We start from the raw sequence: 24,001 nt of genomic DNA, 5'->3' as shown, positions 1-24,001 counted from the left end.
ATTAATGGTATTTTACTTGATAAATACATTTCATTTGGACCTGGTATTCTATAGATGTATATTAAATCATTCCGCCATCCACTGTGAGTATTTGACCTGTTAGGTAAGAGGATTGTTCTGAGCATAGAAAACTTACAACTTCAGCAACCTCATTTCCTTCACCAAATCTGCACATTGGTATCTCATCTATGAGCATGCTCTTTTCTTCTTCTGAGAGCCACTTATTCATCGATGTATTTATAACGCCTGGCGCTACACCATTGACTCTTATCTTAGATGGCGCAAGTTCCTTCGCTAAGGCTTTTGTAAAACTGTTTACAGCTCCCTTAGTAGCACTATAAATAGCCTCACAAGCCGCACCTGACTGCCCCCATATTGAAGATATATTGATAATAATACCTTTTCCTTTATTTAAGAAATATGGAATTGCAAACTTTGATGTATACATTACACCTTTGATGTTAGTATCTATCAGCCTATCTATTTCATTTTCATTCATATCCATCAATAATCCAATATGAGAAACGCCTGCATTATTTATAAGAATATCAATTTTTCCAAAAGTTTCGTACGTAAATTCTATCAACCTTTGAGCTTCTGAATATATTCCTACATTGCTTTGAAATGCTACTGCATAACCGCCATTCTCTTTTATATAACTAACAACTTCCTCTGCCCCTTCAAGGTCTTTATTATAGTTAACAACTATTGAAGCTCCTTTAGAAGCTAGATTCATCGCTATGTCTTTTCCTATTCCTTTTGAAGCGCCAGTTACTATAACTACTCTTCCGTTTAAATCATTCATAAATTATTCACCTACTAAATTTATATATCCTTAATTTTTGCAAAGTTGCTTATATTTCACTACAATACTTCTCTTATAATTCTTTCCGCATTTTTATAGAATATCTTTTCAACATCATCATAAGAGAAATTATTTTTTACAAGAGCATCTGCTAATTTTCCCATCTCACTTGCATCTTTTATTTCAACTTCGTTTTCTATACCATCAAAGTCACTACCTAAAGCTATACAATCTATTCCACCAATTTTTCTTATGTGATTAATATGCTCTACCATATCATCTATTTTGGTAGTCTTACTCTTACCTACAAAACCGCTGCAGAAGTTTATTCCCATTACTCCACCTGCAGTGCTTAATATTTTAATCATCTCATCTGTTAAATTTCTAGTATGGTTTCTTATAGCTCTAGAATTTGAATGAGACGCAACAAAAGGTTTTGTTGAGCACTTAGCTACATCAAAAAATCCACCATCAGATAGATGGGATACATCGATAATTATTCCGAGTTCATTCATTTTTTTAACCACTTCTATACCAAATGGTTTCAATCCCTTATCTGCATATTCTTTTTTGCAATGTGGATAGCCAATTTCATTTTCAAAATTCCAAGTCAAGGTTATTAATCTAATACCCATATCATAGAATTCTTGCAGATTATTTATATCCCCAGCTATTGCTCCGCCTTCCTCTATAGTTATAAAAGCTCCTAGCTTATTTTCATTTTGACATCTTAAGTACTGATCATAATTTCTAACTAAAGCTATATCAGATTTATTTTCATCTAATTCACTAACTAATCTTTTATACATATCAATACAATCATTTTTTAAATCACCACATTGATCTTTTTCTAAGAATAATGCAAAGAATTGAGCTTTAGCATTACCAGCTTTTAATTTCATAATGTCGACAGAAAACTGATTTTCTCTTAACTTAGCGTCTCTATCACTAAATAACTTCAGCGCTGTATCGCAATGTAAATCAATAAAATTCATACAATCACTCCCTTTTATACTATTTTATCACTTTAAAGCTAAAGATGTACCTGCTCCTATTAATTCTCTTACGCACCCATTAAAATATAAATAGTGATAATTTAATTTCAACTCATTACTAAACATATTCATAAATAAATATGAACCACTGCAGCTCCAATTAATCACATGAGCCTCTCTACAACTTTAGAGGACTATGTGGATATTGAACTACAATGGTTCATTCATCAGCCTAATGAGACTTACTTATATAATGGATATTTATCACAAAGTACTTTTACTTTTTCCTTTGCAAAAGAAAGATCCCCATCCTTATTAGTTATTACGAAGTCAATTATTTCAGCAATTTCTTTCATATCAGCTTCAACAAAACCTCTTGTTGTAACTGCAGGAGTTCCTATTCTTACCCCACTAGTTACAAATGGGCTTCTAGTTTCATTTGGCACTGTATTCTTATTTACTGTTATTCCTATAGTATCAAGAAGTATTTCTGCTTCTTTACCTGTTATATCTTTATTGCTTAAATCTACAAGTAATAAATGATTGTCAGTACCGTTAGATACTAATTTAAACCCTCTAGCTATTAATTCTTCACCAAGAACTTTAGCATTCTTTATAACTTGAGTTGTATATTCCTTAAATGAAGGCTCTAATGCTTCCTTAAAGCAAACAGCTTTACCTGCAATTATATGCATAAGTGGTCCACCTTGCATTCCAGGGAAAATAGTTTTATCAATATCCTTTGCATACTTTTCCTTACAAAGGATTAGCCCACCTCTTGGACCTCTTAAAGTCTTATGAGTTGTTGAAGTAACAAAATCAGCATATGGAACCGGTGATGGATGATTTCCTGTAGCTACAAGTCCAGCAATGTGAGCCATATCCACCATTAAGTATGCTCCAACTTCATCAGCAATAGCTCTGAATTTTTCGAAATCAAGAGTTCTTGAATATGCGCTTGCTCCAGCAACTATCATTTTTGGCTTACAGTCTAAAGCAATCTTTCTAACTTCTTCATAATCTATTGTTTCAGTAGTTTTATCTACCTTATAAGATACAAATTTAAATAACTTTCCAGAAAAATTCACAGGTGATCCGTGAGTTAGATGTCCTCCATTGCTAAGATCCATCCCTAAAACTGTATCTCCAGGATTTAATACTGAAAAATAGACTGCCATGTTTGCTTGAGAACCTGAATGTGGTTGTACATTAGCATGTTCAGCTCCAAAAAGTTTTTTTGCTCTTTCTCTTGCTATGTCTTCTACTTCATCTACTACGTGACATCCACCATAGTATCTTTTGCTTGGATATCCTTCAGCGTATTTGTTAGTTAAATATGATCCCATGGCTTCCATAACTGCTTCACTAGTAAAATTTTCGGAAGCTATAAGTTCTATTCCATTTTGTTGTCTATGTAGTTCTTTTTCTACAAGATCATATATGTCTTTGTCATTGTTTCTTAAATTATTAAAATCCATTCAATCACCCCAATTTCTTTCGTTTATATTGATTATATGTTTTAATAAGAATTTAATCAATATAACCACTTAATAAAAATCGTAATGAAAACATTTTCAGGTATAAATATTGTTAAAATATCTCATTAATGCTATTTTAGGTATTTCTAATTTTTCTACCCAAACCATGATAAATATTAAATATTTTATAATTAAATTGGCTCATGGTTAATTATTATTTAAATCTTTGGTAAATAATTAAGTTCCTTCAATAATTATGTTATAATACAACTGGTGTGATTTTAACATAATTATTTCATGGTTTTAGCGTCAATTATATTGGTCTGAAACTGATAGTAAATAATATTTTAAGATCAAATAAAAATTAAATTTTAATAAGCCCCCTGTTAAAGGGTTACTATAAAACTGCTACTATTAAAATATTACTAATAATCAATTATAGAATTTCAATGAGGTTATTATGGACATAAATAAAATTTTACATGTTGCCACTTTCGCTGGCCAAATTATACTAGAGAGCGGTGGTGAAACTTATAGAGTTGAAGAAACCATTTGGAGAATATGCAAAGCTTTCGGAGTGGAATACGCTGAAAGTTTTGTTACGCCAACGGGTATAATGTCTTCTGTTTCCGATGAAAATCATAAGACTACCTCTCTTATAAAGAGAATACATAGAAGAACTGTAAACCTAGAAAAAATTTCTAGAGTGAATGACTTATCTCGTAATATAAAAACTTTAGATCTTACAGTTGATCAATTTTATAACGAGCTTATTAATATTGAGAATGGGAAAAGATATAGCGCTCCTATAACCATATTTTTCTCTGCCTTAGGTGCTGCAGCATTTTCCATATTATTTGGCGGCAATATTAAGGATTTTGTTTCTGCATTTATAATTGGAGTTATTATAATGTTATTTTCCAATCTCTGCAGTGAACTTAGCATAAACGACTTTTTTATAAATAGTATAAGCGGCTCTATTGTGGCTGGTATGGCTCTAATTTTAGTTAGAGAGGGTATAGGTTCTAACGTAGATAAAGTTATAATAGGTTCAGTAATGCTTCTAGTCCCAGGTCTAGCCATAACAAACGCTATACGGGATACTATTGCTGGCGATCTAGTTTCTGGACTTACAAGAGCTGCTGAAGCATTCTTAATAGCTATTTCTATCGCTGTTGGTACCGGTGTTGTTCTTATTCTTTGGTTTAATAAGTTTGGAGGTATATAATATGTTGTTTAAAGAAACTATAGCTGCTTTCATTGCTACCTTCGGATTTGGTATAATCTTTAATATAAAAGGAAAAAACTTAATTTTTTCTTCTATTGGTGGTATGATAAGCTGGATAATTTATAAGCTTGCTTTACAGAAAACAGGTTCAGATATAGCTGGTTTATTTATTTCATCAATTGTATTCAGTGCGTATTCAGAAGCATGTGCTAGAATACTAAAAACCCCAGTTACTACAATAGTTATTTGTGCTCTTATACCTCTAGTACCAGGCGGTGGAATGTATTATACGATGTATGAAGCTATTAGAGGGGATATGAATAAATCTTTTCAGACTTTAGCTACCACTTTAGCAAGTGCTGGAACATTAGCACTTGGCGTAATATTTGTTTCAACAATTACAAGATTGATTAGTTCTGCTAGACATCGTTATATGGAGATAGTTGATAAGAATAGAAGACCTTATTGATTTTAATCACCAAAATAGGCACCCCCTAAGGAGATGCCTATTTTTTAAATTAATGTTGATGTTTATTAAATCAAATTACTTCATAAAGGTATTGATTGTCTTAATTAATTGCTGTAGACCTTCTTCTGCTTCTGAATCGTGGGGAATGCCCATACAATTTCTAGCATAATCTTCTATAATTAATGCTCCAACTTTATTTATAGCCGCTCTAATAGCTGCTATTTGTACAAGAACATCAGGACAACATACGTTTTTATCTATCATTCCATGAATGCCTTTTACTTGACCTTCTATTCTTCTTAGCCTTACTAATATATCTTTCTTAAGTTTTTCGCTTTTTTCATCAACAATATCATCAATTATTTCATCCATAATATATCACTCCTGTTAGTATACCAGTATACGGTATATATTGTATCATCTGTGCTTCTTTTATACAATAAATAACTTCTTTATTACAAACAATCGCTCTTGAATAGTTGAATTTATAGTTATAATGTTAGCCTATGCACTTGAAATTTCTAGATTTAGCTAGCATAAAAATTTTATATTTTTCTATATAGTAAAAAATAACTCCAATAATAAATATTGAAGTTATTTTTCATATCAATAACTGCCTTAGTTTATAGCAATCTATTTTTCACTTTTTACAGTTGCAATTCCAAGCTCTGTTAATTGTTTTTCATCCACAACATTAGGAGCTTCAGTTAAATAACAGAACGCATTTTGATTCTTAGGGAATGTGATAACATCTTTTATGTTATCAGTACCTGCTAAGAACATTATCATTCTATCTAAGCCAAATGCTAATCCGCCGTGAGGTGGTGGTCCAAACTTAAATGCTTCAAGTAAGAATCCAAACTTTTCCCAAGCTGATTCAGTTGTAAATCCTAGAGCTTCAAACATCTTTTCTTGAAGCTTAGTATCGTGGATTCTTATAGATCCTCCACCAAGTTCTTCTCCATTTAGAACTAAGTCATAAGCCTTAGCTCTTACTTTTCCAGGATCAGATGTTAAGAAATCTATATCTTCATCCATTGGCATTGTGAACGGATGATGTGCTGCAAAGTATCTTCCTTCTTCTTCATCATACTCGAAAAGTGGGAACTCAGTAATCCAAGTAAAGTTAAATTCATTTTTATCCTTTATTAAATCAAACTTTTTAGCCAATTCTAATCTTAGTTGACCTAAGCTTTGGAAAACTACAGAGTTTTTATCTGCAACGATTAAAATTAAATCTCCATCTTCTGCATTCATTGTATTTATAATATTTTTAAGTTCATCTTCCTTTAAGAACTTAGCTATTGGAGATTTCACTTCGCCTTCTTTAAGTTGTATCCAAGCTAATCCTTTAGCTTTGAACGTCTTAACGAATTCACCTAATCTATCTATATCTTTTCTTCCCATGGAAGCTCCACCTTTTAAGTTAAGAGCTCTAACAGATCCGTTATTTGCTATTGCATCAGCAAACACTTTAAATTCTGCAAATTTAACAACTTCAGTAAGATCAGTAATCTCCATACCAAATCTTAAATCTGGTTTATCAGAGCCGTACTTTTCCATACCTTCTTTAAAAGTCATTCTCTTTATTGGAAGTTTAACTTCTACACCTAAAACTTCTTTAAATACATGAGCTATTAATCCCTCATTTAATGCCATTACATCATCAGCTTCAACGAAGCTCATCTCAAGGTCAACTTGAGTAAACTCAGGTTGTCTGTTAGCTCTTAAATCCTCATCTCTAAAGCATTTAGCTATTTGGAAGTATTTATCAAATCCTGAAACCATTAAAAGTTGCTTAAACAACTGTGGTGATTGAGGTAATGCATAAAACATTCCTGGATAATTTCTTGAAGGCACTAGATAGTCTCTAGCTCCTTCTGGAGTAGATTTTGTAAGTATTGGAGTCTCAACTTCTAAGAAACCATTATTATCAAGAAAATCTCTTATTGCTTTAGTAGCTCTGTGTCTTATCTTGAATATATTTTGCATATCTGGTCTTCTTAGATCAAGATATCTATATTTTAATCTTATATTTTCAGCTGCATCTAAATTTTCTTTTATATATATAGGTGGAGTTTCAGACTCAGATAATATCTTTATGTACTCAGCCTTAAGTTCTACCATACCAGTTGGAATATTGTTGTTTGGAGCTTCTCTTTTTACTACCTCACCAGTAACAGCAATACAGTATTCTGATCTTATGCTACCAGCTTTGTTAAATGCTTCACTGTTTATCTCGTCTCCAAAAACAACTTGAAGTATTCCTGTTCTATCTCTTAAATCTACAAATTCTAATCCACCTAAATTTCTTCTTCTTTGAACCCATCCCATTACTGTTATGTTTTCGCCTATATTACTTTCTCTTACTTCACCACACATTATGGTTCTTTTTAATCCTTGTAATGCTTCACCCATGGTGTATCCTCCTATTGCTCTTTTATTAATTTAGCTAAAAAATCTAAATCAGTAAGATTTACTATACTTTCTTCGCCATTACTCATATTTTTAAGTTTTGCTGACTTATTAGCAATTTCATCTTCACCTAATATTAAAGTGAATCTTGCTCCTATTTTATTAGCATATTTCATTTGAGCTTTAACGCTCTTCTTCATATGATCACATTCACAGTATATTCCATATTTCCTTAAATCGCAAATCAATTTTAATGCTTCAAAATTAGATTTTTCCCCAATTGAACCAACAAACAAGTCTATATATATTGGTTTTGGAATTTCTACACCTTGATTTTCTATTATCATAAGAAGTCTTTCAAGCCCTAATCCAAATCCAAAGGCTGGCATTGAAGGTCCACCAATTTCTTCAATCAGCTTATCATATCTTCCTCCACCGCAAACTGTTAATCCATCATGGATTATTTCAAAAACTGTTTTTGTATAATAATCTAAGCCTCTTACGATTTTAGGATCAACATTATATTTTATTCCTAATGCATCTAAGTACCCTTTCAAATTATCAAAATGAGTATTGCACTCTTCACAAATAAAATCTAGTATAACTGGAGCTTTTTCAGTAATTCCCTTACACTTATGTTCTTTACAGTCAAGTATTCTCATAGGATTTCTTTCAAATCTAGTTTTACAGGTCGCACAAAGATTGTCGTGATTTTCCTTAAGATACTCTTTAAGTGCATTATTAAACTTTTCTCTACAGTGTGGACAGCCTAAACTGTTTATATTTAAACTAAGGTCATTTAGTCCAAACTCCCCTAAAGCTCTCATAGCAAGTGATATGATTTCAGCATCTATTGATGCTTCTTTAGATCCAAATACTTCTATGCCATATTGATGAAATTGTCTTAGTCTTCCCTTTTGAACATTTTCATATCTAAATGCAGGAGTAAAATAATAAAGCTTTGTAGGCTGTGCATCTGCATACAGGCTGCTTTCAATAAAAGCTCTAACTGCTGGTGCAGTTCCTTCTGGCTTTAAAGTTACACTTCTTCCACCTTTATCTTCAAAAGTGTACATTTCCTTTTGAACGATATCAGTAGTCTCTCCAACCCCTCTTAAGAATAATTCTGTATGTTCAAACATAGGAGTTCTTATTTCTCTTATACCATATTCTTTTGATAATTTTCTAAACTTTTCTTCTACATAGTGCCATTTATATGCGTCACTTGGCAGCATATCCTTGGTTCCTTTAGGTGCCTGTATTGATGACATGTTACTACCTCCAAAACTAATATAATGTGTTAAATAAGGCTATTTTACCTTCTATCATTTCGTCAATTCTATTTATATATTCTTTAACATCCTTAACATTTCCAAAGCGCTCTATTCTATTTTCATCCAAAAACACCACTTTTGAGACAGCATCTGCCCCTAAGGCTATTATGGTTTGGCTATCTTCAATCATTTGAATGTTATATATACATTCTTTATCAACTTTTGAATATCCCACATTCTCCATATTTCCTACCATATTTTTTTGCCTATACATATAGTATGGGTGCATCCCTAAATCTTCAGCCAACTTTTTTGTTTCATTGTACATTTTATTAAGCTCTTCTTGCCTTGGAATATGAATAGTCTGTTTTAAAACTAGATTCTCGTGCAGTCTAGAACTTCTTTTTATAGACATTCCATGTACAGTCAAACTCTCTGGATTCAATTCAAGAATTCTTCTATAGGTATTTTCTACTTGTTCTAATCCCTCGTTGGGAAGCCCCACAATTATATCCATATTTATATTATCAAAACCTGTGCTTCTTGCAAGATTAAATTTATCAATCACATCTGCCACAGTATGATTTCTACCGATTTCTTTTAAAGTAAGATCATTCATAGATTGAGGGTTTATGCTTATTCTGTCTACTGAATATTTCTTCATTGATTGAAGTTTCTTAGCAGTTATGCTATCGGGTCTTCCACACTCTACTGTAAACTCTTTAATATTGTTATCTAAAACAAAGCTTTCATAAACTTTCCTCATTATATCCTCAAATTGTTCATCATCTACTGCTGTAGGCGTACCCCCACCAAAATATACAGTTTCAATGATCAACTCTTTGCTTTTAACATAATCTTTAATTAAAGAAATCTCTTTTGAAAGAGCCTCTAGATAAGGATCAACTTGCTTCTTACATCCACCTATTGGATTGGATGCAAAAGAACAATACAAACATCTTGTAGGACAAAATGGCATCCCAACATATATACTAATGGTTTTTGAATGTTTATTTACAAACTTCTCCTCGTATTTAGCCACTTCGATACAAAGTTGAGCCTTTTCTTTCTCTACCAAAAACTCATCAGAATAATGTTTTACTATTTCCTCTTCTGAAACGCCTTCGTTTATAAGCTTCAGTGCTCTCTTACTAGGCCTTATACCAATCATTGTTCCCCACGGGTATTTCTCTCCAGTAAGGTTTGATAAAGTAGTAAAAATACTCTTCTTTATTTCCTCTTTTTTACCGTCTTTTATATTTCCTTTAAAAAGAATTTCTTGGTCTTTAAGTAATTCCATATAATCACCGTTTATAGACACGCAGAAATCTTCACCCTCCTTAACAAAAGAAATGTCTTGAAAGGTGAAGAAAATATTAAACATTTGATATACATCATATCTATACTTTTCATCATTTAGTTTTATCTTAATTTCCATATGTGCTCCTAACATAAAGGTATAAACTATTCCAAAAATGGATTATTACTTCTTTCGAATCCAATAGTAGTAGTATCACCATGACCAGGTAATACTCTTACAGAATCATCTAAAACCATAAGTTTTTCAGTTATGCTATTTATTAGCGTTGCAAAATCTCCACCTGTAAAGTCAGTTCTTCCTATTGACTGCTGAAACAAAGTATCACCAGCGATAAGTATATCCCCTATTAATAGACACATTCCACCTGGTGTATGACCTGGTGTGTGTATGCACTTAATCTTAATCCCTGCAAATTCTAACTCTTGATCATCTGTAAGATAGTGGTTAGCCTTTGGTAAGTTACCAAAAACATAAGTATTTTTCAGTATAAGTTCTTCTTCAATTTCGTTTATATAAAACTCCACTCCATACTTATCCATAATATCTACTACTGCACCAACATGATCAAAGTGTCCATGGGTTATTAGAATAACTACTGGCTTTATATTTTTAGAATCTATAAAATCTATTATCTTTTCACTATCTGCGCCTGGATCTACAATAATCCCTTCATTAGTCTCGTCATTTACAACAATATAGCAATTTTCAAGATTTGAACCAACTGGAATTCTAGCTATATTCATATCAAGACCTCCTTAAAAATTCTTTTTACTATCAAGTATTAAAGTTACTGGTCCATCATTTAATATCTGAACCTTCATATCTGCTCCAAATATTCCTGTTTCAACTTTTATATCTTCACTTTTACACATGTCAACAAACATATCATAAAGTTTTTTTGCCTCTTCTCCTCCAAGCGCTTCCATGAAATTAGGTCTTCTTCCTTTTCTACAGTCACCATACAAAGTAAACTGAGATATCAAGAGAAGTTCACCATTTACATCTTGAAGAGATTTATTCATTTTTCCGTTTTCATCTTCAAATACTCTAAGATTTATGATTTTGTCCTTTATGTACTTTAGGTCATCAATATTATCATCTTTACTTATACCTAAAAGTACGTTAAAACCAATAGCTATTTCACCAACAATATTATTATCAACAGTAACAGAAGAGCTCCTTACTCTTTGAACAACTGCTCTCATTCCATCACATCCTATTATTATTCTTATAGCTGTACCAAAACATACTCAAATTCATTTTTTACCTTGTTTAATATTATTGTTGAAATTAAGATATTACTATCGAAGTTCCTTGAAATATCGAAGTAATGACACCTCAATTTCAACACTGCATTTAAACATAATTAATATATAAAAAATATTGGTACAATCTTAACTATTCATTCTATATACATCTAGAACTCCTTTAAGCTTTCTTATCTTTCTCATTAGCTCTTTAAGTTGTTCTACATTATCTATCTTAACCTTAATATTTATTAAAGCTGTATTAGTCTTAGTGGAATTTGCATTCAGCCCATTTAAAGGAAGCTTTGATTCTGTAATCACAGTCATGATATCAGCAAGAAGTCCATCTCTATCTTCTGACCTAACTTGAATTTCAGCGGTATAAGCACCTTTTGCACCACCCCAATTTACTTCAACTATCTTTTCTGGTTCTTCATTCATTATAGTTTTAAAGTTAGTGCAATCTTTTCTATGTACTGAAATTCCTCTACCTCTTGTAATAAATCCAACAACTTCATCACCTGGCACTGGATTACAGCACTTAGCAAAACGAACCATTAAATTACTTTCACCTTTTACAGTTATTCCGTAATTAATATCTTTTTTATGTACTCTTTCACCTTTTGATATATGTTCTTCTATGTTCTTTGTTATTTGTTCATTAGACTGTACTACCTTATCATTAACACTATATTCTTTCAACCTAGATATTATTGTAGATGCAGATACCATTCCAATGCCAACAGCAGCATATATATCATCTATATTTCTAAGGTTGTTATACTTCTTTAAGAGCTTCTCATACCCTTCACCTTTTAAAAGGTCTACAAAATTCACAAGTTGTTTTTTTGATTCACGCTCTATAAGGTCTTTACCTTTATCAATATTTTCTTCTCTCTTTGCTCTCTTGAACCACTGTTTTATCTTGCTCTTAGCTTGATTACTTGCAGCAATATTAAGCCAATCAATATTAGGTCCTTTAGCAACTGATGATGTAAGTATCTCAACTATTTCACCAGTTTTTAATCTATAATCCAAAGGAACCATTTTACCATTTACTTTTGATCCTACACACTTATTGCCTACATCAGTATGTATCTTATATGCAAAATCAATTGGCGTTGCGTCATTTGGTAAACTTATAACAATTCCTTTTGGTGTAAATACGAATATTTCATCTGAAAATAAATCCAGTTTGAAGCCTTCCATGAATTCTTCTGCATCTGCAGTGTCCTTCTGCCATTCAAGCATATCTCTAAGCCACGATAGCTTAGTTTCAAAGGAATCTTCTCTACTTTCAGCAGCCCCTTCTTTATACTTCCAGTGTGCAGCTATACCATATTCAGCAGTTTTATGCATTTCAAAAGTTCTTATTTGGATTTCAAAAGTTTTGCCTTGATGACCTATTACAGTAGTATGAAGAGATTGATACATGTTAGGTTTAGGCATAGCTATATAATCCTTAAATCTACCTGGTAATGGCTTATAAATTGTATGAACTATACCTAAAGCTGCATAACAATCCTTAACAGAATTTACTAAGATCCTTATAGCAGTAAGATCAAAGATTTGCTCTATATTCTTGTTCTTATTTACCATCTTTCTATATATACTATAAAAATGTTTTGGTCTTCCATCAATATCTGAGTCTATACCTGCATTTTCTAGATTTTCGGTAAGTTCATTTATTATGCTTTCAATATAATTTTCTCTCTCTGCTCTTTTTTCAGCAATTTGTTTTACTAAATCATAATATTCTTCTGAATGTAGATATCTAAATGCTAAATCCTCAAGTTCCCATTTTATTTTAGACATACCTAGTCTATGTGCGAGAGGTGCAAAAATATCTAAGGTTTCCTTAGCTTTTTCTTTTTGTTTTTCTTCAGGCATAAACTTTAAAGTTCTCATATTATGAAGCCTATCCGCTAGCTTTATAATAATCACTCTTATGTCTTTTGCCATTGCAAGAAGCATTTTTCTTACATTATCAGCCTGCTGTTCCTCTTTTGTCTTATACCTAATCATATCAAGCTTAGTTACACCTTCAACAAGATTAGCTACTTCCTCATTGAACATGTTTTTTATATCATTATAAGTATAATTCGTATCTTCTATAACATCATGCAAAAGCCCTGCAGCTATAGTATTTGTATCCATACCTAACTCTGCTAGTATTGAAGCTACACTCTCAGGATGAATTATGTACGGTTCACCAGATTCTCTTTTTTGGGATTTGTGTGCATCTGCAGCCAAATTATATGCTTTTTCTATAAGTGCTAGATCTACGTTATTACAGTTATATTTAACTTTATCAATTAAAATATCAAGCATACGAATTACACTCCTCGTTCATAATTGTTAAATTCCGTATCTAAAGTCAAAGGCTGGTTTATTAACCAGCCAAATATATCTACCATTATATTATATATATATCGATTTTTCAATGAATATATAGATGTATGTTTTGTTATTATATATATTTTTCTCAGCATTACATATTTAATGATTTTTTTTACAAATCATATTGAACTAATGATGTTATATCATAATTCTTAAGTTTATCTCTTCCGTTAAGTTCAGTAAGCTCTATAGCAAAAGCAAGTGATACTACTTCACCACCAACCTGTTCTATAAGCTTTGCAACAGCACCGATAGTACCACCTGTAGCTAATAAATCGTCTACAATAGCAACTCTTGCGCCTGGCTTTATAGAATCCTTATGAATCTCCAAGCAATCCTTACCATACTCTAATTCATACTCTACTGCTACTGTATCAAAAGGAAGCTTACCCTTTTTTCTAACTGGAACAAAACCAACTCCTAATGCATACGCAACTGGAACTCCAAAAATAAACCCTCTTGCTTCAGGTCCTACCACAACATCAATTTGCTTTTCTTTTAGATAGTTAGCAATTTCATCAATTGAAGCTCTCAAACCTTCTCCATCACCTATTAAAGTTGTAATATCCTTAAAGCTTATTCCTTCCTTAGGAAAGTTATCAATTATTCTAATCTTACTTTTTATATCCATTTTTACTCCTCCAATAATTATTAATTGATTATGTAACCTTATCTAATCTTTTCATTATATAAGTATTTTGTTATTTGTCTTGCCCTTGATATATCATTAGTCGTTAAAAGTTCCACAACGATTCTAGCATTATCCTTCTTGTCCACAGCCCCAATTGCAGGAGTTATAACATCTATTATTTTTCTTATTCTATCATAATTAAATTCAACAATATTATAGAATTCCATTATAGCTCTTAATCCATAGTTATTGGTGTTATTAAGAAAGTTAGCTCCTTCCTTAATAAAAACAGAGTTTTCTCCTTTATCCTCTGCTTCAGATGAAATAGTACCAATTAAAATTAAATCCAAATATCTATTTATACTCTTCATATTATAATATATTGCAATTGCTTGCATCAATTTAAAAGTTACTCCTGAAGCAGATAAACTTTTATATCTATATGAACAGCCATCTTGGCTTGGATTTATATAAATTGCTCTAAAATCAGGTTTTAACTTTCTATTTTCTGTAATAATCAAATCGATACCTAAATTGTTGCAAAGAATTTCTTGTTCTTTCGATTCTATCCCACAGCCTACAGTTATAAGAAGCTCTGCTCCTAAAAAATGTATGTGATTTTTTAGAGTTTCAGTCTCTAAATTGTGCGAATTGTTCTTTTCATCACTTACATAATACTCAACATCTGCATTTAAGTATTTCAAAACAAGTAAAAGGGAGGCTAAGCCGCACAAACCATCAACATCGCAACCTGAGTATATAACGATCTTTTCTCTTAGGTTTATTGCTTTAACCAATCTTTCTATGGCCTTATTCATATTTTTTATTATAAATGGATTGTATCCAGTTATATAGCTAGGGCGATAAATGCTCTCCCAAAATTTTTCCATGACTAACTCCTCCAAAAATAGAAAACAACTATATTATAATTTAAATTTGTAGTTTTGACAAACACTTTTGGAGAAAATATGACAGACCTCCACAATTTACGTGAAGGTCTGCAACTTTTTGTCAAATTATCTGATAAAAAAAACACTTTTAAGCTGTTTTTACTTTAGCTTTTTCTTTTCTATTTTTAAGCATAACCCAAATTGGACTTGCTATAAAGATTGATGAATAAGCTCCAGAAACTATTCCTATTATAAGAGGAAAAGCAAAATCTCTTACAGAAGGCACAAAGAAATAAACTGCACTTGTTGTAATTAATGTTGTCAAAGCAGTATTAATTGATCTCGCAAAAGTTTGTGTTATACTTCTATTGGCAAGTTCAACATAATGCATTCTTCTATATTTCTTAGTATTTTCTCTTATTCTATCAAAAATTACTATTGTATCACTCATTGAATAACCTATTATAGTAAGAATTGCTGCTATAAACGGTGTGTTAACTGGTATGTTAAACACAGAGTATACAGTTAAAGTTATTAGCACGTCATGTACCAACGCTGCAATGGATGCTATACCAAAATTAAATTCAAATCTTACTGCAATATATAATAGAATTACTATTAAAGATATTCCTAATGCAATAAAAGAATTTTTAGTAAGCTCACTACCTATTGACTGACCTATTTCTTGTTTAGTAAAATCTTTATCTTCAATCTTGTACTTATCTTTCAAGTCCTTTGTCAAGTTACCAACTTTTGTAGTATCCATGTATTTTGTTTTTAGTTCTAACTGAGTATTATTAACAGTATTTGAAACAGCATCATCTAAATATTTCTTTATTATTGTATCAACTTCAGCTTTATTAAAGTCTTTTTTAAAATCTATAGTTATTTGCGTACCACCTCTAAAGTCAATTCCAAAGTTTAGTCCGCCTCTATATATCATAAAGCCAATACCAATCGCTATTATCAACAAAGAGGAAATAAACCATATTTTTGTTTTCTCAATAATCTTAAACATCTGCTTTACCCCCTTTTCACCCTGAATAACGATGGTTTGCTTAAGAATCCAGCATTTACAGCTAAGTTCATCAATAATCTAACTATCACTATAGCAGTAAACATACTTAAGATAACACCTATTAAAAGTGTAAGAGCAAAGCCTTTTACAGGTCCTGATCCTAGGAAATATAATACAAGTGATGATATTATAGTAGTTAAATTCGAGTCAATTATTGATGACATCGCATTGTGGAAACCAGCTTTAACTGATGTTTTTACCGATTTTCCAGTTCTTAACTCTTCTCTTATTCTTTCAAACATAAGTACATTTGCATCAACCGCCATACCTATAGTAAGTAAAAGTGCAGCTATACCAGGTAATGTAAGCGTAACACCAACACCAATAAAGGTGAATAAAACAAGTGATATAAATAAAGTTAATCCAAGACAGGCAATTAATCCTGGTCCTCTATAATATAGAAGCATAAATACAAATATGATACATATACCTACAGCTCCTGCTTTTAATGCATTAGGCAATGCATTCGCACCAAGCTGAGCGCCTACAGTTTGAGTAGATACTGCCTTTACAGGCATAGGAAGTGCACCTGCATTTATTATTGCAGCTATTTTATTAGCTTCTTCAGCTGTTTTATTTCCTGTAATTTGAGCTTTTCCATCTATAATTGCATTTTGAACCACTGGGCTTGTAAGCACATCTTCATCCATAGATATTGAGATTTGCTTTCCAATAAGCTTTGTAGTTGCATCTGCAAATTTTTTCTTTCCTGCATCATTAAATTCAAGTGAAACAATTATTTGACCTGTTTGTTGATCTGTTCCTGAAGTTGCCTTTTTAACATCCTTACCAGTTAATAATACATTTCCGTCAGGATCTTTAAAGCTTAATTCTCCAGTTTTACTTAAGCTGTCTACAATACTCTTAGAATCGTATTGTCCTGGAATATCAATCCTAATTCTTTTGTTACCCTCTGTTGTAACAACCGTTTCGGCAACACCCGCTTTGTTAACTCTAAGAGAAAGCATTTCTTTAGTTTTGTTAAGATCATCTTTGCTAACTGTTTTATCTGACTGAATCTCCATAAGCACAGATACTCCACCTTGCAAATCCAATCCTTTTGTAATTGACTTTTCAAATGATTTGAATTCCCACTGGTTTGAACCAGAACCGACAACAAGACCATGAAAGCCTGCGAATGCTAGAAAAAATATTCCTACAACGCAGAGAGTAAAAAGTGTAATACTTTTGCCTTTGCCTTTTGTTTTCATTTTTATCCCCCTCTGTTAATTCTCATACAGTAAATTATAATACCTGCCCCACATTATGTCAATAAATGGGAGGTTTCTATTCCATTGTAACAGCTTTAAGAGCAATCGCACACTCAATTCTCTTTTTTTGCATCTCACAACCTATCTCATATGGTACATGTATGTCACCATTGAAGTTAAAGTTGTTTGCTTGACAGCCCCCGCTGCAATAAAATCTCGCCCAGCATTCTTTACATTTTGGTTTATTATAAATATGGGCAGTTTTAAATTCTTGTTCTAAATCGCTATCAATTTCTAATGTATCTAAATTACCGATTAGGAAATCTTTGTTTCCTACAAATTGATGACATGGATATATTTCTCCATCAGGAGTTATAGCAACATATTCATGACCTGCACCACATCCAGATATTCTCTTATATACACATGGACCACCGTTTAAATCAATATTAAAATGATAGAATGTAAATTGGTCTTTTCCTTCTTTATATCTCTTAACCATTTCATCATAAAGTTTATCATATTGATCAAATATAACCGGTAAATCCTCTCTTCTGAGTGAAAGTTCATGTTCATCTGGAAGAACAACTGGCTCTATGGATATTTCTTTAAACCCTTCATTAGCTAAAGCCATTACATCCTCAAAGAAATCTGTATTATTTCTTGTAAAAGTACCTCTAGCATAATATTGCTTAGATTTATCTCTCTTATCAACCATTTGCTTTATTCTAGGCAATATTCTATCATAACTGCCGCTTCCATCTACCCTTACTCTTACAGCATCATTGATATTTTTTCTACCATCTATAGACAGTATTATATTTCCCATGTTTTTATCAATATATTCCATTATTTCATCATTTAATAATGTTGCATTTGTTGTCATTGTAAATCGAATATTCTTTTTGTGTATCTTTTCTTGTACTCTAGCATAATCAACTATTTCCTTAATAGTATCGAATACCATAAGTGGTTCGCCACCAAAAAGATCCACTTCTATATTTCTTCTTGGACCTGATTTCTTTATAACCCAATCTATTGCCTTTTTACCTGTTTCTGCACTCATAGGTTTTCTACAACCTTTGTACTCACCTTCATCTGCAAAGCAGTATTTGCATCTTAGATTACAGTCATGCACTACATTTAAGCAAAGTGCTTTTATGTAGCTATCATCTCTATCACTCATTGCTATATCCTCATATAAATCCTCAGAATATAACATACCTTCCTCAATCAATTCATTTATATCATAAAAAGCTTCTTCTATTTCTTCTTTTGTGTAAATTCCTGAAAAATCATTTATTAATTGTTCTCTATCTCTTAACTTCTCATCATCTATAAGATCATAAATAAGCTTGTCAACTATATGAACGCTGCCAGAATTTACATCAATCACATAATATTCATTACCTTTAGTAAATTTGTGGATTAATGCCAATTTAAATTCCTCCTAACTAGATTTATGGCAGTAACTTAAAAGTTACTGCCACTACTTCATTATTTTATAATTAATTTTCACACGCTAAGTTCGCTACTGTACATGAAGTCTTACAAGCTGATTGGCATGAATTAGCACATTCCTTACATCCTGGCTTACAAAGACTGTTCTTAAGGCTTGATCTGTTTATTGTTTTAATATGCTTCATTTCATACTCCTCCATTCTATTCGATTACCACGTTATTATATCACATAAAATAGGTATAATAAAGACTTTTTATAGATTTATTCCTAACATTCCAGATAATGCCCCTACTGCCAAGGCAAGTAGAGCTCTCCAAAGGTCATTTATTGACAAAACAACATTACCTTTTAACACAGCGGAGATAATTAAAACAATTATAAAGTAACAAAGACCAACACCAAATCCTACAAGCCAACCCTTTTCTCCGTTTTTACGGGAAGAGTATATAGCACCTAGCAAAATACTCAAGCAAGTGACAACTACCCACATCACGCTTAAGGCTTTAAGACTTAGTAAACTAAAGCTCATTACTATACTAATTATTACAACAAAAATCATAGTAGCAATAAGCGCTCTCAAGACTCCTTTTGCAACATTTGCAAAATACCTGCTCCACTCCAAAATAAACACCCCCTATCCACTAAATTCTATGTGGACAAGGGGTGTAATATAACCTATTTATTATCTTCTTTTGTATTTATAACATTAGCTATACCTTGTCTTGAAAGCTTTATTCTAGCTCTATCAGGACCACTCTCTAATATTATGTAATCATCTTGAAGATTTACTACTTTACCGATGATACCACCTTTACTAATGATCTCATCATTAATTTTTAAATCATTTAGCATTGCTTGAAATTGTTTTTTTCTTTTTCTTTCCGGTATTATTAGTAAAGCATAAAAAATTACGAATACTACTATTAACGGTAAAAGTTGAATAATGTATTGCATATGAATCCTCCTTTATAAGTAAATTAATTATATTAGGCTCTTCCTCCCCATTCCTCAAGTTTTTGTTTCTTGAAGTCTGCGAAATATCCGCCATCAATAGCATCTCTTATATCTTGCATTAGAGTATTATAGAAATATAAATTATGGAGTACACATAATCTCATCGCAAGCATTTCTTTAGCCTTAAATAAATGTCTTATATATGCCCTTGTATAATTCTTGCAAGTTGGACATTGGCAACCCTCGTCTATAGGTCTTGAATCCGTCTCAAATTGAGCATTCATTATATTTATCTTACCATTTTTAGTAAACACATGTCCATGCCTTCCATTTCTAGCAGGAAGTACACAATCGAAAAAGTCCACTCCTCTTTCAACCGCTTCAAGTATATTACTTGGCAATCCAACTCCCATAAGATATATCGGTTTATCTTCTGGCAGATGAGGAACTACGGCATCAATAATTCTATACATTTCCTCATGAGTTTCTCCAACAGCTAGACCTCCAATAGCATAACCATCCAAATCCATCTTTGCTATTGTTTTTGCATGCTCAATTCTTATATCATCATAAACTCCACCTTGGTTTATTCCAAATAGAAGTTGTTCTTTATTTATTGTATCTTCTAAAGAATTAAGTCTTTTCATTTCTTTTACGCATCTTTCAAGCCATCTTGTAGTTCGTTCTACAGATGCTTCCACGTATTCTCTAGGTGAAGGATTAGAAACACATTCATCGAAAGCCATAGCAATAGTTGATGCAAGATTACTCTGTATCTGCATACTTTCTTCTGGCCCCATAAAAATCTTTCTTCCATCTAGATGTGAGTTAAAATAAACCCCTTCCTCCTTAATCTTCCTCATACTTGATAAAGAGAAAACTTGAAACCCACCTGAATCAGTAAGAATTGGTCTATCCCAATTCATAAATTTATGTAGTCCACCCATCTTTTTAACAACCTTATCACTCGGTCTTAAATGTAGATGGTATGTATTAGAAAGTTCTACTTGACAGTTTATTTCCTTCAAGTCCATTGAAGATACAGCACCTTTAATAGCTGCTAATGTCCCAACATTCATAAATACAGGTGTTTGTATAGTTCCATGAGGAGTATCAAATTGCCCTCTTCTTGCTTTTCCATCTTTTTTTAGTAAAGTATATCTCTTAGTCAAAGTTCCACTTCCTTATCTAACTTTTAATGTATAAACATAGCATCTCCAAAGGAGAAAAATCTATAGCCTTCTTTAACAGCTATATTATAAGCATTTAGTATATTTTCTTTACCTGCCAATGCACTTACAAGCATTATAAGAGTAGATTCTGGCAGATGAAAATTCGTTATCAAAGCATCTACTACCTTGTATTCGTATCCAGGATATATAAATATATCAGTCCAACCACTAGATTCTTTTAAAACACCTTCGCTATCAGCTATAGTTTCCAATGTCCTAGTAGAAGTAGTTCCAACTGCTATTACCCTTTTCCCTGCTTTTTTTGTATTGTTTATAATCTCAGCAGTTTCTTTAGAAAGCTGATAAAACTCTGAGTGCATATTATGATTTTCTACATCTTCAACCTTAACTGGTCTAAATGTTCCAAGACCAACATGAAGAGTAAGATACACTACATTTACACCTCTTTGCTTTATCTCTTCAAGTAATTCCTTTGTAAAATGTAGACCTGCTGTAGGTGCTGCTGCAGATCCCTTTTCCTTTGAATATACCGTTTGATATCTTTCTTTATCTTCTAACTTCTCATGTATATATGGAGGAAGAGGCATTTGTCCTAATTCATCCAAAACTTGCTCAAATATACCGTCATAGCTAAACTCAATAATTCTATTTCCTTCTTCTGCTATATCTTTAACCACAGCCGTTAGTTTACCATCTCCAAATGTAAACTTTGTGCCCACCTTGGCTCTTTTACCAGGCTTAGCAAGACATTCCCATCTATCATTGTCTACTCTTTTAAGAAGTAAAAACTCAATCTTACCTTTAGAGGCCTCTTTTTCACCTATAAGCCTTGCAGGAAGCACTCTAGTATTATTAAGCACTAAAGTATCTCCTTCATTAAAGTAATCTAAAACATCGTGAAATATCTTATGTTCTATTTCTCCACTATCCTTATCAAGAACCATAAGCCTTGAAGAATCTCTTTCTTCTAAAGGAATCTGTGCTATAAGTTCTTCTGGTAAATCAAAATAAAAATCACTTGCTTTCATTTTATCCTCTCCTACTTGTCAAATAAGCTAGATTGTCTAACATCTCCATTATTCTTTGTTTTGCTTCTCCCCAAGTGCTTGTATGCCTTATCAGTAGCAACTCTCCCCCTTGGTGTCCTAACTATAAATCCCCTTTGAAGGAGATATGGTTCATATACATCCTCTATAGTATCAAATTCTTCCCCTATAAAGTAAGCTAAGGTTTCAATTCCAACAGGACCTCCGTTAAAATTATCGATAATAGCTTCTAGTATACCATTATCAATTCTGTCAAAGCCTTGGCTATCAACTTCTAACAACTCTAGAGCAGCCCTTGCAGCATATATATCCACAATATTATTGCCCTTAACCTCAGAATAATCTCTAACCCTTTTTAGAAGTCTGTTAGCGATTCTAGGGGTTCCCCTAGATCTTCTTGCTATCTCAAAAGCACCTTCCTCTGTCATATCGCAATCAAGTATACTAGCCGATCTCACTATGATCTCTTTTAATTGTATATCGGTATAGTACTCCATAGAGCAAAGCACTCCAAATCTATCACGAAGAGGTGCAGTTAACATTCCAATTCTAGTAGTAGCCCCTATCAACGTAAACTTAGGCAAGTCTATTCTAATAGATTTAGCTGATGCACCTTTTCCTATAACTATATCCAAAGCATAATCTTCCATAGCAGGATACAGTATCTCTTCAACGCTCCTGTTAAGTCTATGGATTTCATCGATAAAAAGCACGTCATTATCATTTAGAGTTGTAAGTATAGCAGCAAGATCCCCAGCTCTTTCAATTGCAGGCCCAGAGGTAACTTTTAAATTACCACTCATTTCTTTTGCTATAATATTTGCTAAAGTTGTTTTTCCGAGTCCTGGTGGACCATAAAACAAAACATGATCCAGTGCTTCTCCTCTATTTTTGGCAGCTTGTATAAAAATGCTCAGTCTTTCTTTCACCTTATCCTGCCCTATGTATTCACTCAATTTCTGAGGTCTCAAGCTATATTCAGAATTAAATTCTTCTTCATTCTTATTAGATGATGTTATTCTATCTTCCAAATACGTTCACCTCTTAATTCATAAGTACTTTTAAACAGTTTTTAACTATATTCTCTAAACTATCATTTTGTTTAACACTACCAAGAGCTCTCTGAGCTTCCTTCTCAGTATATCCTAACGCTAATAATGCGGCTAAAGCTTCAGATATATTTGAAGCGTAACTAGTGTCATCTTCAGAGAGATTTTTCTCGAAATCACTTGGCATTAAATCTTCATTAGGCTTAAGCTTATCCCTAAGTTCAAGTATTATTCTTTGAGCAGTCTTCTTGCCTACTCCAGGCGCTCTTGTAATATGTTTTTCATCGCCAGTCATTATGGCATACTTTAAATTTAAAGGTGAGCTTATGGATAGTAATGACAATGCTGCTTTTGCCCCAACACCATTAATAGTTAGTAATAATTTAAATAATTCTAATTCTTCCTTTGTTAGAAAACCGTATAGACCTATAAAATCTTCCCTAACTATCTGTTCTAAAAACAGCTTTACTTCCTCATCAACTTTAGGCATTTTTGCAAGTGTACTTCCTGATGTAAAAACTTTATATCCAATTCCGCTATTTTCCAAAACGGCATAATCTTTATTTATACCTTTATATTTACCTATTATGTATTCGTACATTAAAATACCTCCAAATGCCTATCAAACAGTTTTAAACCTACATATTACTTTAACATTTTACCTTATTTTTATCAACAGAGGAAATCTATTTATTGATATTGAATTTTATGACAGTCTACTTTCAAGACTCAAAAAAAAATCACAGTTCACTATCTTTAGTACTTCTAATATTTAATCAGCTATTTTATAGATATCCCATTTATATGATTCAAAATCATATCAACAATCATTTTAACTATTAATGCTATTTCGCT

24 protein-coding genes are annotated in these 24,001 nt (G+C 32.2%); 2 read left to right on the top strand and 22 right to left on the bottom strand.

Annotated elements, in window-relative coordinates; genetic code table 11:
• Positions 1–61: 61 nt before the first annotated feature.
• From ymfI to glyA, 3 genes are all read right to left on the bottom strand, one after another.
• On the bottom strand, positions 62–805 hold the full coding sequence (gene ymfI / locus OCU55_RS03420; RefSeq protein WP_261850909.1) for an elongation factor P 5-aminopentanone reductase: 744 nt from the start codon (positions 803–805) through the stop codon (positions 62–64).
• Positions 806–864: 59 nt separating this feature from the next.
• Positions 865–1,800, bottom strand: coding sequence for a dipeptidase (locus OCU55_RS03415; RefSeq protein WP_261850908.1), 936 nt, complete (start codon positions 1,798–1,800; stop codon positions 865–867).
• Between the two features lie 242 nt (positions 1,801–2,042).
• Positions 2,043–3,278 (bottom strand): serine hydroxymethyltransferase, encoded by a 1,236-nt coding sequence (glyA, locus tag OCU55_RS03410; RefSeq protein ID WP_261850907.1) that lies wholly within the window; start codon positions 3,276–3,278, stop codon positions 2,043–2,045.
• Between the two features lie 460 nt (positions 3,279–3,738).
• Here glyA and OCU55_RS03405 point away from each other — a divergent pair, with 460 nt between their 5' ends.
• The gene (locus OCU55_RS03405) at positions 3,739–4,506 is read left to right on the top strand and encodes a threonine/serine exporter family protein (protein WP_261850906.1); all 768 of its coding nucleotides are present in this window, start codon (positions 3,739–3,741) and stop codon (positions 4,504–4,506) included.
• A 1-nt stretch (position 4,507) separates the two neighbouring features.
• Positions 4,508–4,975, top strand: coding sequence for a threonine/serine exporter family protein (locus tag OCU55_RS03400; protein ID WP_261850905.1), 468 nt, complete (start codon positions 4,508–4,510; stop codon positions 4,973–4,975).
• Positions 4,976–5,050: 75 nt separating this feature from the next.
• Here OCU55_RS03400 and OCU55_RS03395 read toward each other — a convergent pair whose 3' ends face one another.
• The 19 genes from OCU55_RS03395 to ruvA form a co-directional block, all read right to left on the bottom strand.
• Positions 5,051–5,347: a metal-sensitive transcriptional regulator gene (locus OCU55_RS03395; RefSeq protein ID WP_261850904.1), complete on the bottom strand. Its 297-nt coding sequence runs from the start codon at positions 5,345–5,347 to the stop codon at positions 5,051–5,053.
• A gap of 261 nt (positions 5,348–5,608) precedes the next feature.
• Positions 5,609–7,393 carry an aspartate--tRNA ligase gene (aspS, locus tag OCU55_RS03390; protein WP_261850903.1) on the bottom strand — a complete coding sequence of 595 codons (1,785 nt, stop codon included), beginning with the start codon at positions 7,391–7,393 and terminating at the stop codon, positions 5,609–5,611.
• Positions 7,394–7,404: 11 nt separating this feature from the next.
• Positions 7,405–8,661, bottom strand: a complete 1,257-nt coding sequence (gene hisS, locus OCU55_RS03385; RefSeq protein ID WP_261850902.1) for a histidine--tRNA ligase — start codon at positions 8,659–8,661, stop codon at positions 7,405–7,407.
• A 16-nt stretch (positions 8,662–8,677) separates the two neighbouring features.
• Positions 8,678–10,102, bottom strand: coding sequence for a coproporphyrinogen III oxidase (locus OCU55_RS03380; protein ID WP_261850901.1), 1,425 nt, complete (start codon positions 10,100–10,102; stop codon positions 8,678–8,680).
• Between the two features lie 26 nt (positions 10,103–10,128).
• A complete protein-coding gene (locus OCU55_RS03375) occupies positions 10,129–10,728 on the bottom strand; it encodes an MBL fold metallo-hydrolase (protein ID WP_261850900.1) in 600 nt (199 codons plus the stop codon).
• Positions 10,729–10,740: 12 nt separating this feature from the next.
• Positions 10,741–11,190 carry a D-aminoacyl-tRNA deacylase gene (gene dtd, locus OCU55_RS03370; protein WP_261850899.1) on the bottom strand — a complete coding sequence of 150 codons (450 nt, stop codon included), beginning with the start codon at positions 11,188–11,190 and terminating at the stop codon, positions 10,741–10,743.
• A gap of 189 nt (positions 11,191–11,379) precedes the next feature.
• A complete protein-coding gene (locus tag OCU55_RS03365) occupies positions 11,380–13,563 on the bottom strand; it encodes a RelA/SpoT family protein (RefSeq protein WP_261850898.1) in 2,184 nt (727 codons plus the stop codon).
• Between the two features lie 181 nt (positions 13,564–13,744).
• Positions 13,745–14,263: an adenine phosphoribosyltransferase gene (locus OCU55_RS03360; RefSeq protein ID WP_206868621.1), complete on the bottom strand. Its 519-nt coding sequence runs from the start codon at positions 14,261–14,263 to the stop codon at positions 13,745–13,747.
• Between the two features lie 38 nt (positions 14,264–14,301).
• Positions 14,302–15,153 carry a DHH family phosphoesterase gene (locus OCU55_RS03355; RefSeq protein ID WP_261850897.1) on the bottom strand — a complete coding sequence of 284 codons (852 nt, stop codon included), beginning with the start codon at positions 15,151–15,153 and terminating at the stop codon, positions 14,302–14,304.
• Between the two features lie 148 nt (positions 15,154–15,301).
• Positions 15,302–16,171 carry a protein translocase subunit SecF gene (gene secF / locus OCU55_RS03350; RefSeq protein ID WP_261850896.1) on the bottom strand — a complete coding sequence of 290 codons (870 nt, stop codon included), beginning with the start codon at positions 16,169–16,171 and terminating at the stop codon, positions 15,302–15,304.
• A gap of 5 nt (positions 16,172–16,176) precedes the next feature.
• Positions 16,177–17,442 (bottom strand): protein translocase subunit SecD, encoded by a 1,266-nt coding sequence (gene secD / locus OCU55_RS03345; protein ID WP_261850895.1) that lies wholly within the window; start codon positions 17,440–17,442, stop codon positions 16,177–16,179.
• Between the two features lie 76 nt (positions 17,443–17,518).
• The gene (scfB, locus tag OCU55_RS03340) at positions 17,519–18,880 is read right to left on the bottom strand and encodes a thioether cross-link-forming SCIFF peptide maturase (RefSeq protein ID WP_261850894.1); all 1,362 of its coding nucleotides are present in this window, start codon (positions 18,878–18,880) and stop codon (positions 17,519–17,521) included.
• Positions 18,881–18,950: 70 nt separating this feature from the next.
• A complete protein-coding gene (gene scfA / locus OCU55_RS03335; RefSeq protein ID WP_128212712.1) occupies positions 18,951–19,088 on the bottom strand; it encodes a six-cysteine ranthipeptide SCIFF in 138 nt (45 codons plus the stop codon).
• A 69-nt stretch (positions 19,089–19,157) separates the two neighbouring features.
• Entirely contained in the window at positions 19,158–19,526 is a 369-nt protein-coding gene (locus OCU55_RS03330; RefSeq protein ID WP_261850893.1) for a TIGR04086 family membrane protein, read from the bottom strand.
• Positions 19,527–19,579: 53 nt separating this feature from the next.
• Positions 19,580–19,858 carry a preprotein translocase subunit YajC gene (yajC, locus tag OCU55_RS03325; protein WP_261850892.1) on the bottom strand — a complete coding sequence of 93 codons (279 nt, stop codon included), beginning with the start codon at positions 19,856–19,858 and terminating at the stop codon, positions 19,580–19,582.
• 32 nt (positions 19,859–19,890) lie between these two features.
• The gene (tgt, locus tag OCU55_RS03320; RefSeq protein ID WP_261850891.1) at positions 19,891–21,030 is read right to left on the bottom strand and encodes a tRNA guanosine(34) transglycosylase Tgt; all 1,140 of its coding nucleotides are present in this window, start codon (positions 21,028–21,030) and stop codon (positions 19,891–19,893) included.
• A gap of 23 nt (positions 21,031–21,053) precedes the next feature.
• On the bottom strand, positions 21,054–22,079 hold the full coding sequence (gene queA, locus OCU55_RS03315; protein WP_261850890.1) for a tRNA preQ1(34) S-adenosylmethionine ribosyltransferase-isomerase QueA: 1,026 nt from the start codon (positions 22,077–22,079) through the stop codon (positions 21,054–21,056).
• An 11-nt stretch (positions 22,080–22,090) separates the two neighbouring features.
• Positions 22,091–23,128, bottom strand: coding sequence for a Holliday junction branch migration DNA helicase RuvB (gene ruvB / locus OCU55_RS03310; RefSeq protein ID WP_261850889.1), 1,038 nt, complete (start codon positions 23,126–23,128; stop codon positions 22,091–22,093).
• A 13-nt stretch (positions 23,129–23,141) separates the two neighbouring features.
• Positions 23,142–23,747 (bottom strand): Holliday junction branch migration protein RuvA, encoded by a 606-nt coding sequence (ruvA, locus tag OCU55_RS03305; protein WP_261850888.1) that lies wholly within the window; start codon positions 23,745–23,747, stop codon positions 23,142–23,144.
• Positions 23,748–24,001 lie beyond the last annotated feature (254 nt).

It is taken from the genome of Clostridium folliculivorans (genome assembly GCF_024341905.1).
Lineage (GTDB): Bacteria > Bacillota > Clostridia > Clostridiales > Clostridiaceae > Clostridium_AR > Clostridium_AR folliculivorans.
This window is presented reverse-complemented; position numbering and strand designations above follow the sequence as displayed.

What these genes read in the sequence shown, in the direction of transcription:
- hisS (WP_261850902.1), bottom strand. Translation starts at nt 8,661, where the DNA reads ATGTCATCAATACAGGCACCTAAAGGAACCAAGGATATGCTGCCAAGT.
- scfA (WP_128212712.1), bottom strand. Translation starts at nt 19,088, where the DNA reads ATGAAGCATATTAAAACAATAAACAGATCAAGCCTTAAGAACAGTCTT.
- OCU55_RS03405 (WP_261850906.1), top strand. Translation starts at nt 3,739, where the DNA reads ATGGACATAAATAAAATTTTACATGTTGCCACTTTCGCTGGCCAAATT.
- OCU55_RS03395 (WP_261850904.1), bottom strand. Translation starts at nt 5,347, where the DNA reads ATGGATGAAATAATTGATGATATTGTTGATGAAAAAAGCGAAAAACTT.
- queA (WP_261850890.1), bottom strand. Translation starts at nt 22,079, where the DNA reads ATGAAAGCAAGTGATTTTTATTTTGATTTACCAGAAGAACTTATAGCA.
- secF (WP_261850896.1), bottom strand. Translation starts at nt 16,171, where the DNA reads ATGTTTAAGATTATTGAGAAAACAAAAATATGGTTTATTTCCTCTTTG.
- glyA (WP_261850907.1), bottom strand. Translation starts at nt 3,278, where the DNA reads ATGGATTTTAATAATTTAAGAAACAATGACAAAGACATATATGATCTT.
- OCU55_RS03355 (WP_261850897.1), bottom strand. Translation starts at nt 15,153, where the DNA reads ATGGAAAAATTTTGGGAGAGCATTTATCGCCCTAGCTATATAACTGGA.
- dtd (WP_261850899.1), bottom strand. Translation starts at nt 11,190, where the DNA reads ATGAGAGCAGTTGTTCAAAGAGTAAGGAGCTCTTCTGTTACTGTTGAT.
- OCU55_RS03375 (WP_261850900.1), bottom strand. Translation starts at nt 10,728, where the DNA reads ATGAATATAGCTAGAATTCCAGTTGGTTCAAATCTTGAAAATTGCTAT.
- ruvA (WP_261850888.1), bottom strand. Translation starts at nt 23,747, where the DNA reads ATGTACGAATACATAATAGGTAAATATAAAGGTATAAATAAAGATTAT.
- yajC (WP_261850892.1), bottom strand. Translation starts at nt 19,858, where the DNA reads ATGCAATACATTATTCAACTTTTACCGTTAATAGTAGTATTCGTAATT.
- OCU55_RS03360 (WP_206868621.1), bottom strand. Translation starts at nt 14,263, where the DNA reads ATGGATATAAAAAGTAAGATTAGAATAATTGATAACTTTCCTAAGGAA.
- secD (WP_261850895.1), bottom strand. Translation starts at nt 17,442, where the DNA reads ATGAAAACAAAAGGCAAAGGCAAAAGTATTACACTTTTTACTCTCTGC.
- OCU55_RS03415 (WP_261850908.1), bottom strand. Translation starts at nt 1,800, where the DNA reads ATGAATTTTATTGATTTACATTGCGATACAGCGCTGAAGTTATTTAGT.
- aspS (WP_261850903.1), bottom strand. Translation starts at nt 7,393, where the DNA reads ATGGGTGAAGCATTACAAGGATTAAAAAGAACCATAATGTGTGGTGAA.
- OCU55_RS03400 (WP_261850905.1), top strand. Translation starts at nt 4,508, where the DNA reads ATGTTGTTTAAAGAAACTATAGCTGCTTTCATTGCTACCTTCGGATTT.
- OCU55_RS03365 (WP_261850898.1), bottom strand. Translation starts at nt 13,563, where the DNA reads ATGCTTGATATTTTAATTGATAAAGTTAAATATAACTGTAATAACGTA.
- ymfI (WP_261850909.1), bottom strand. Translation starts at nt 805, where the DNA reads ATGAATGATTTAAACGGAAGAGTAGTTATAGTAACTGGCGCTTCAAAA.
- OCU55_RS03380 (WP_261850901.1), bottom strand. Translation starts at nt 10,102, where the DNA reads ATGGAAATTAAGATAAAACTAAATGATGAAAAGTATAGATATGATGTA.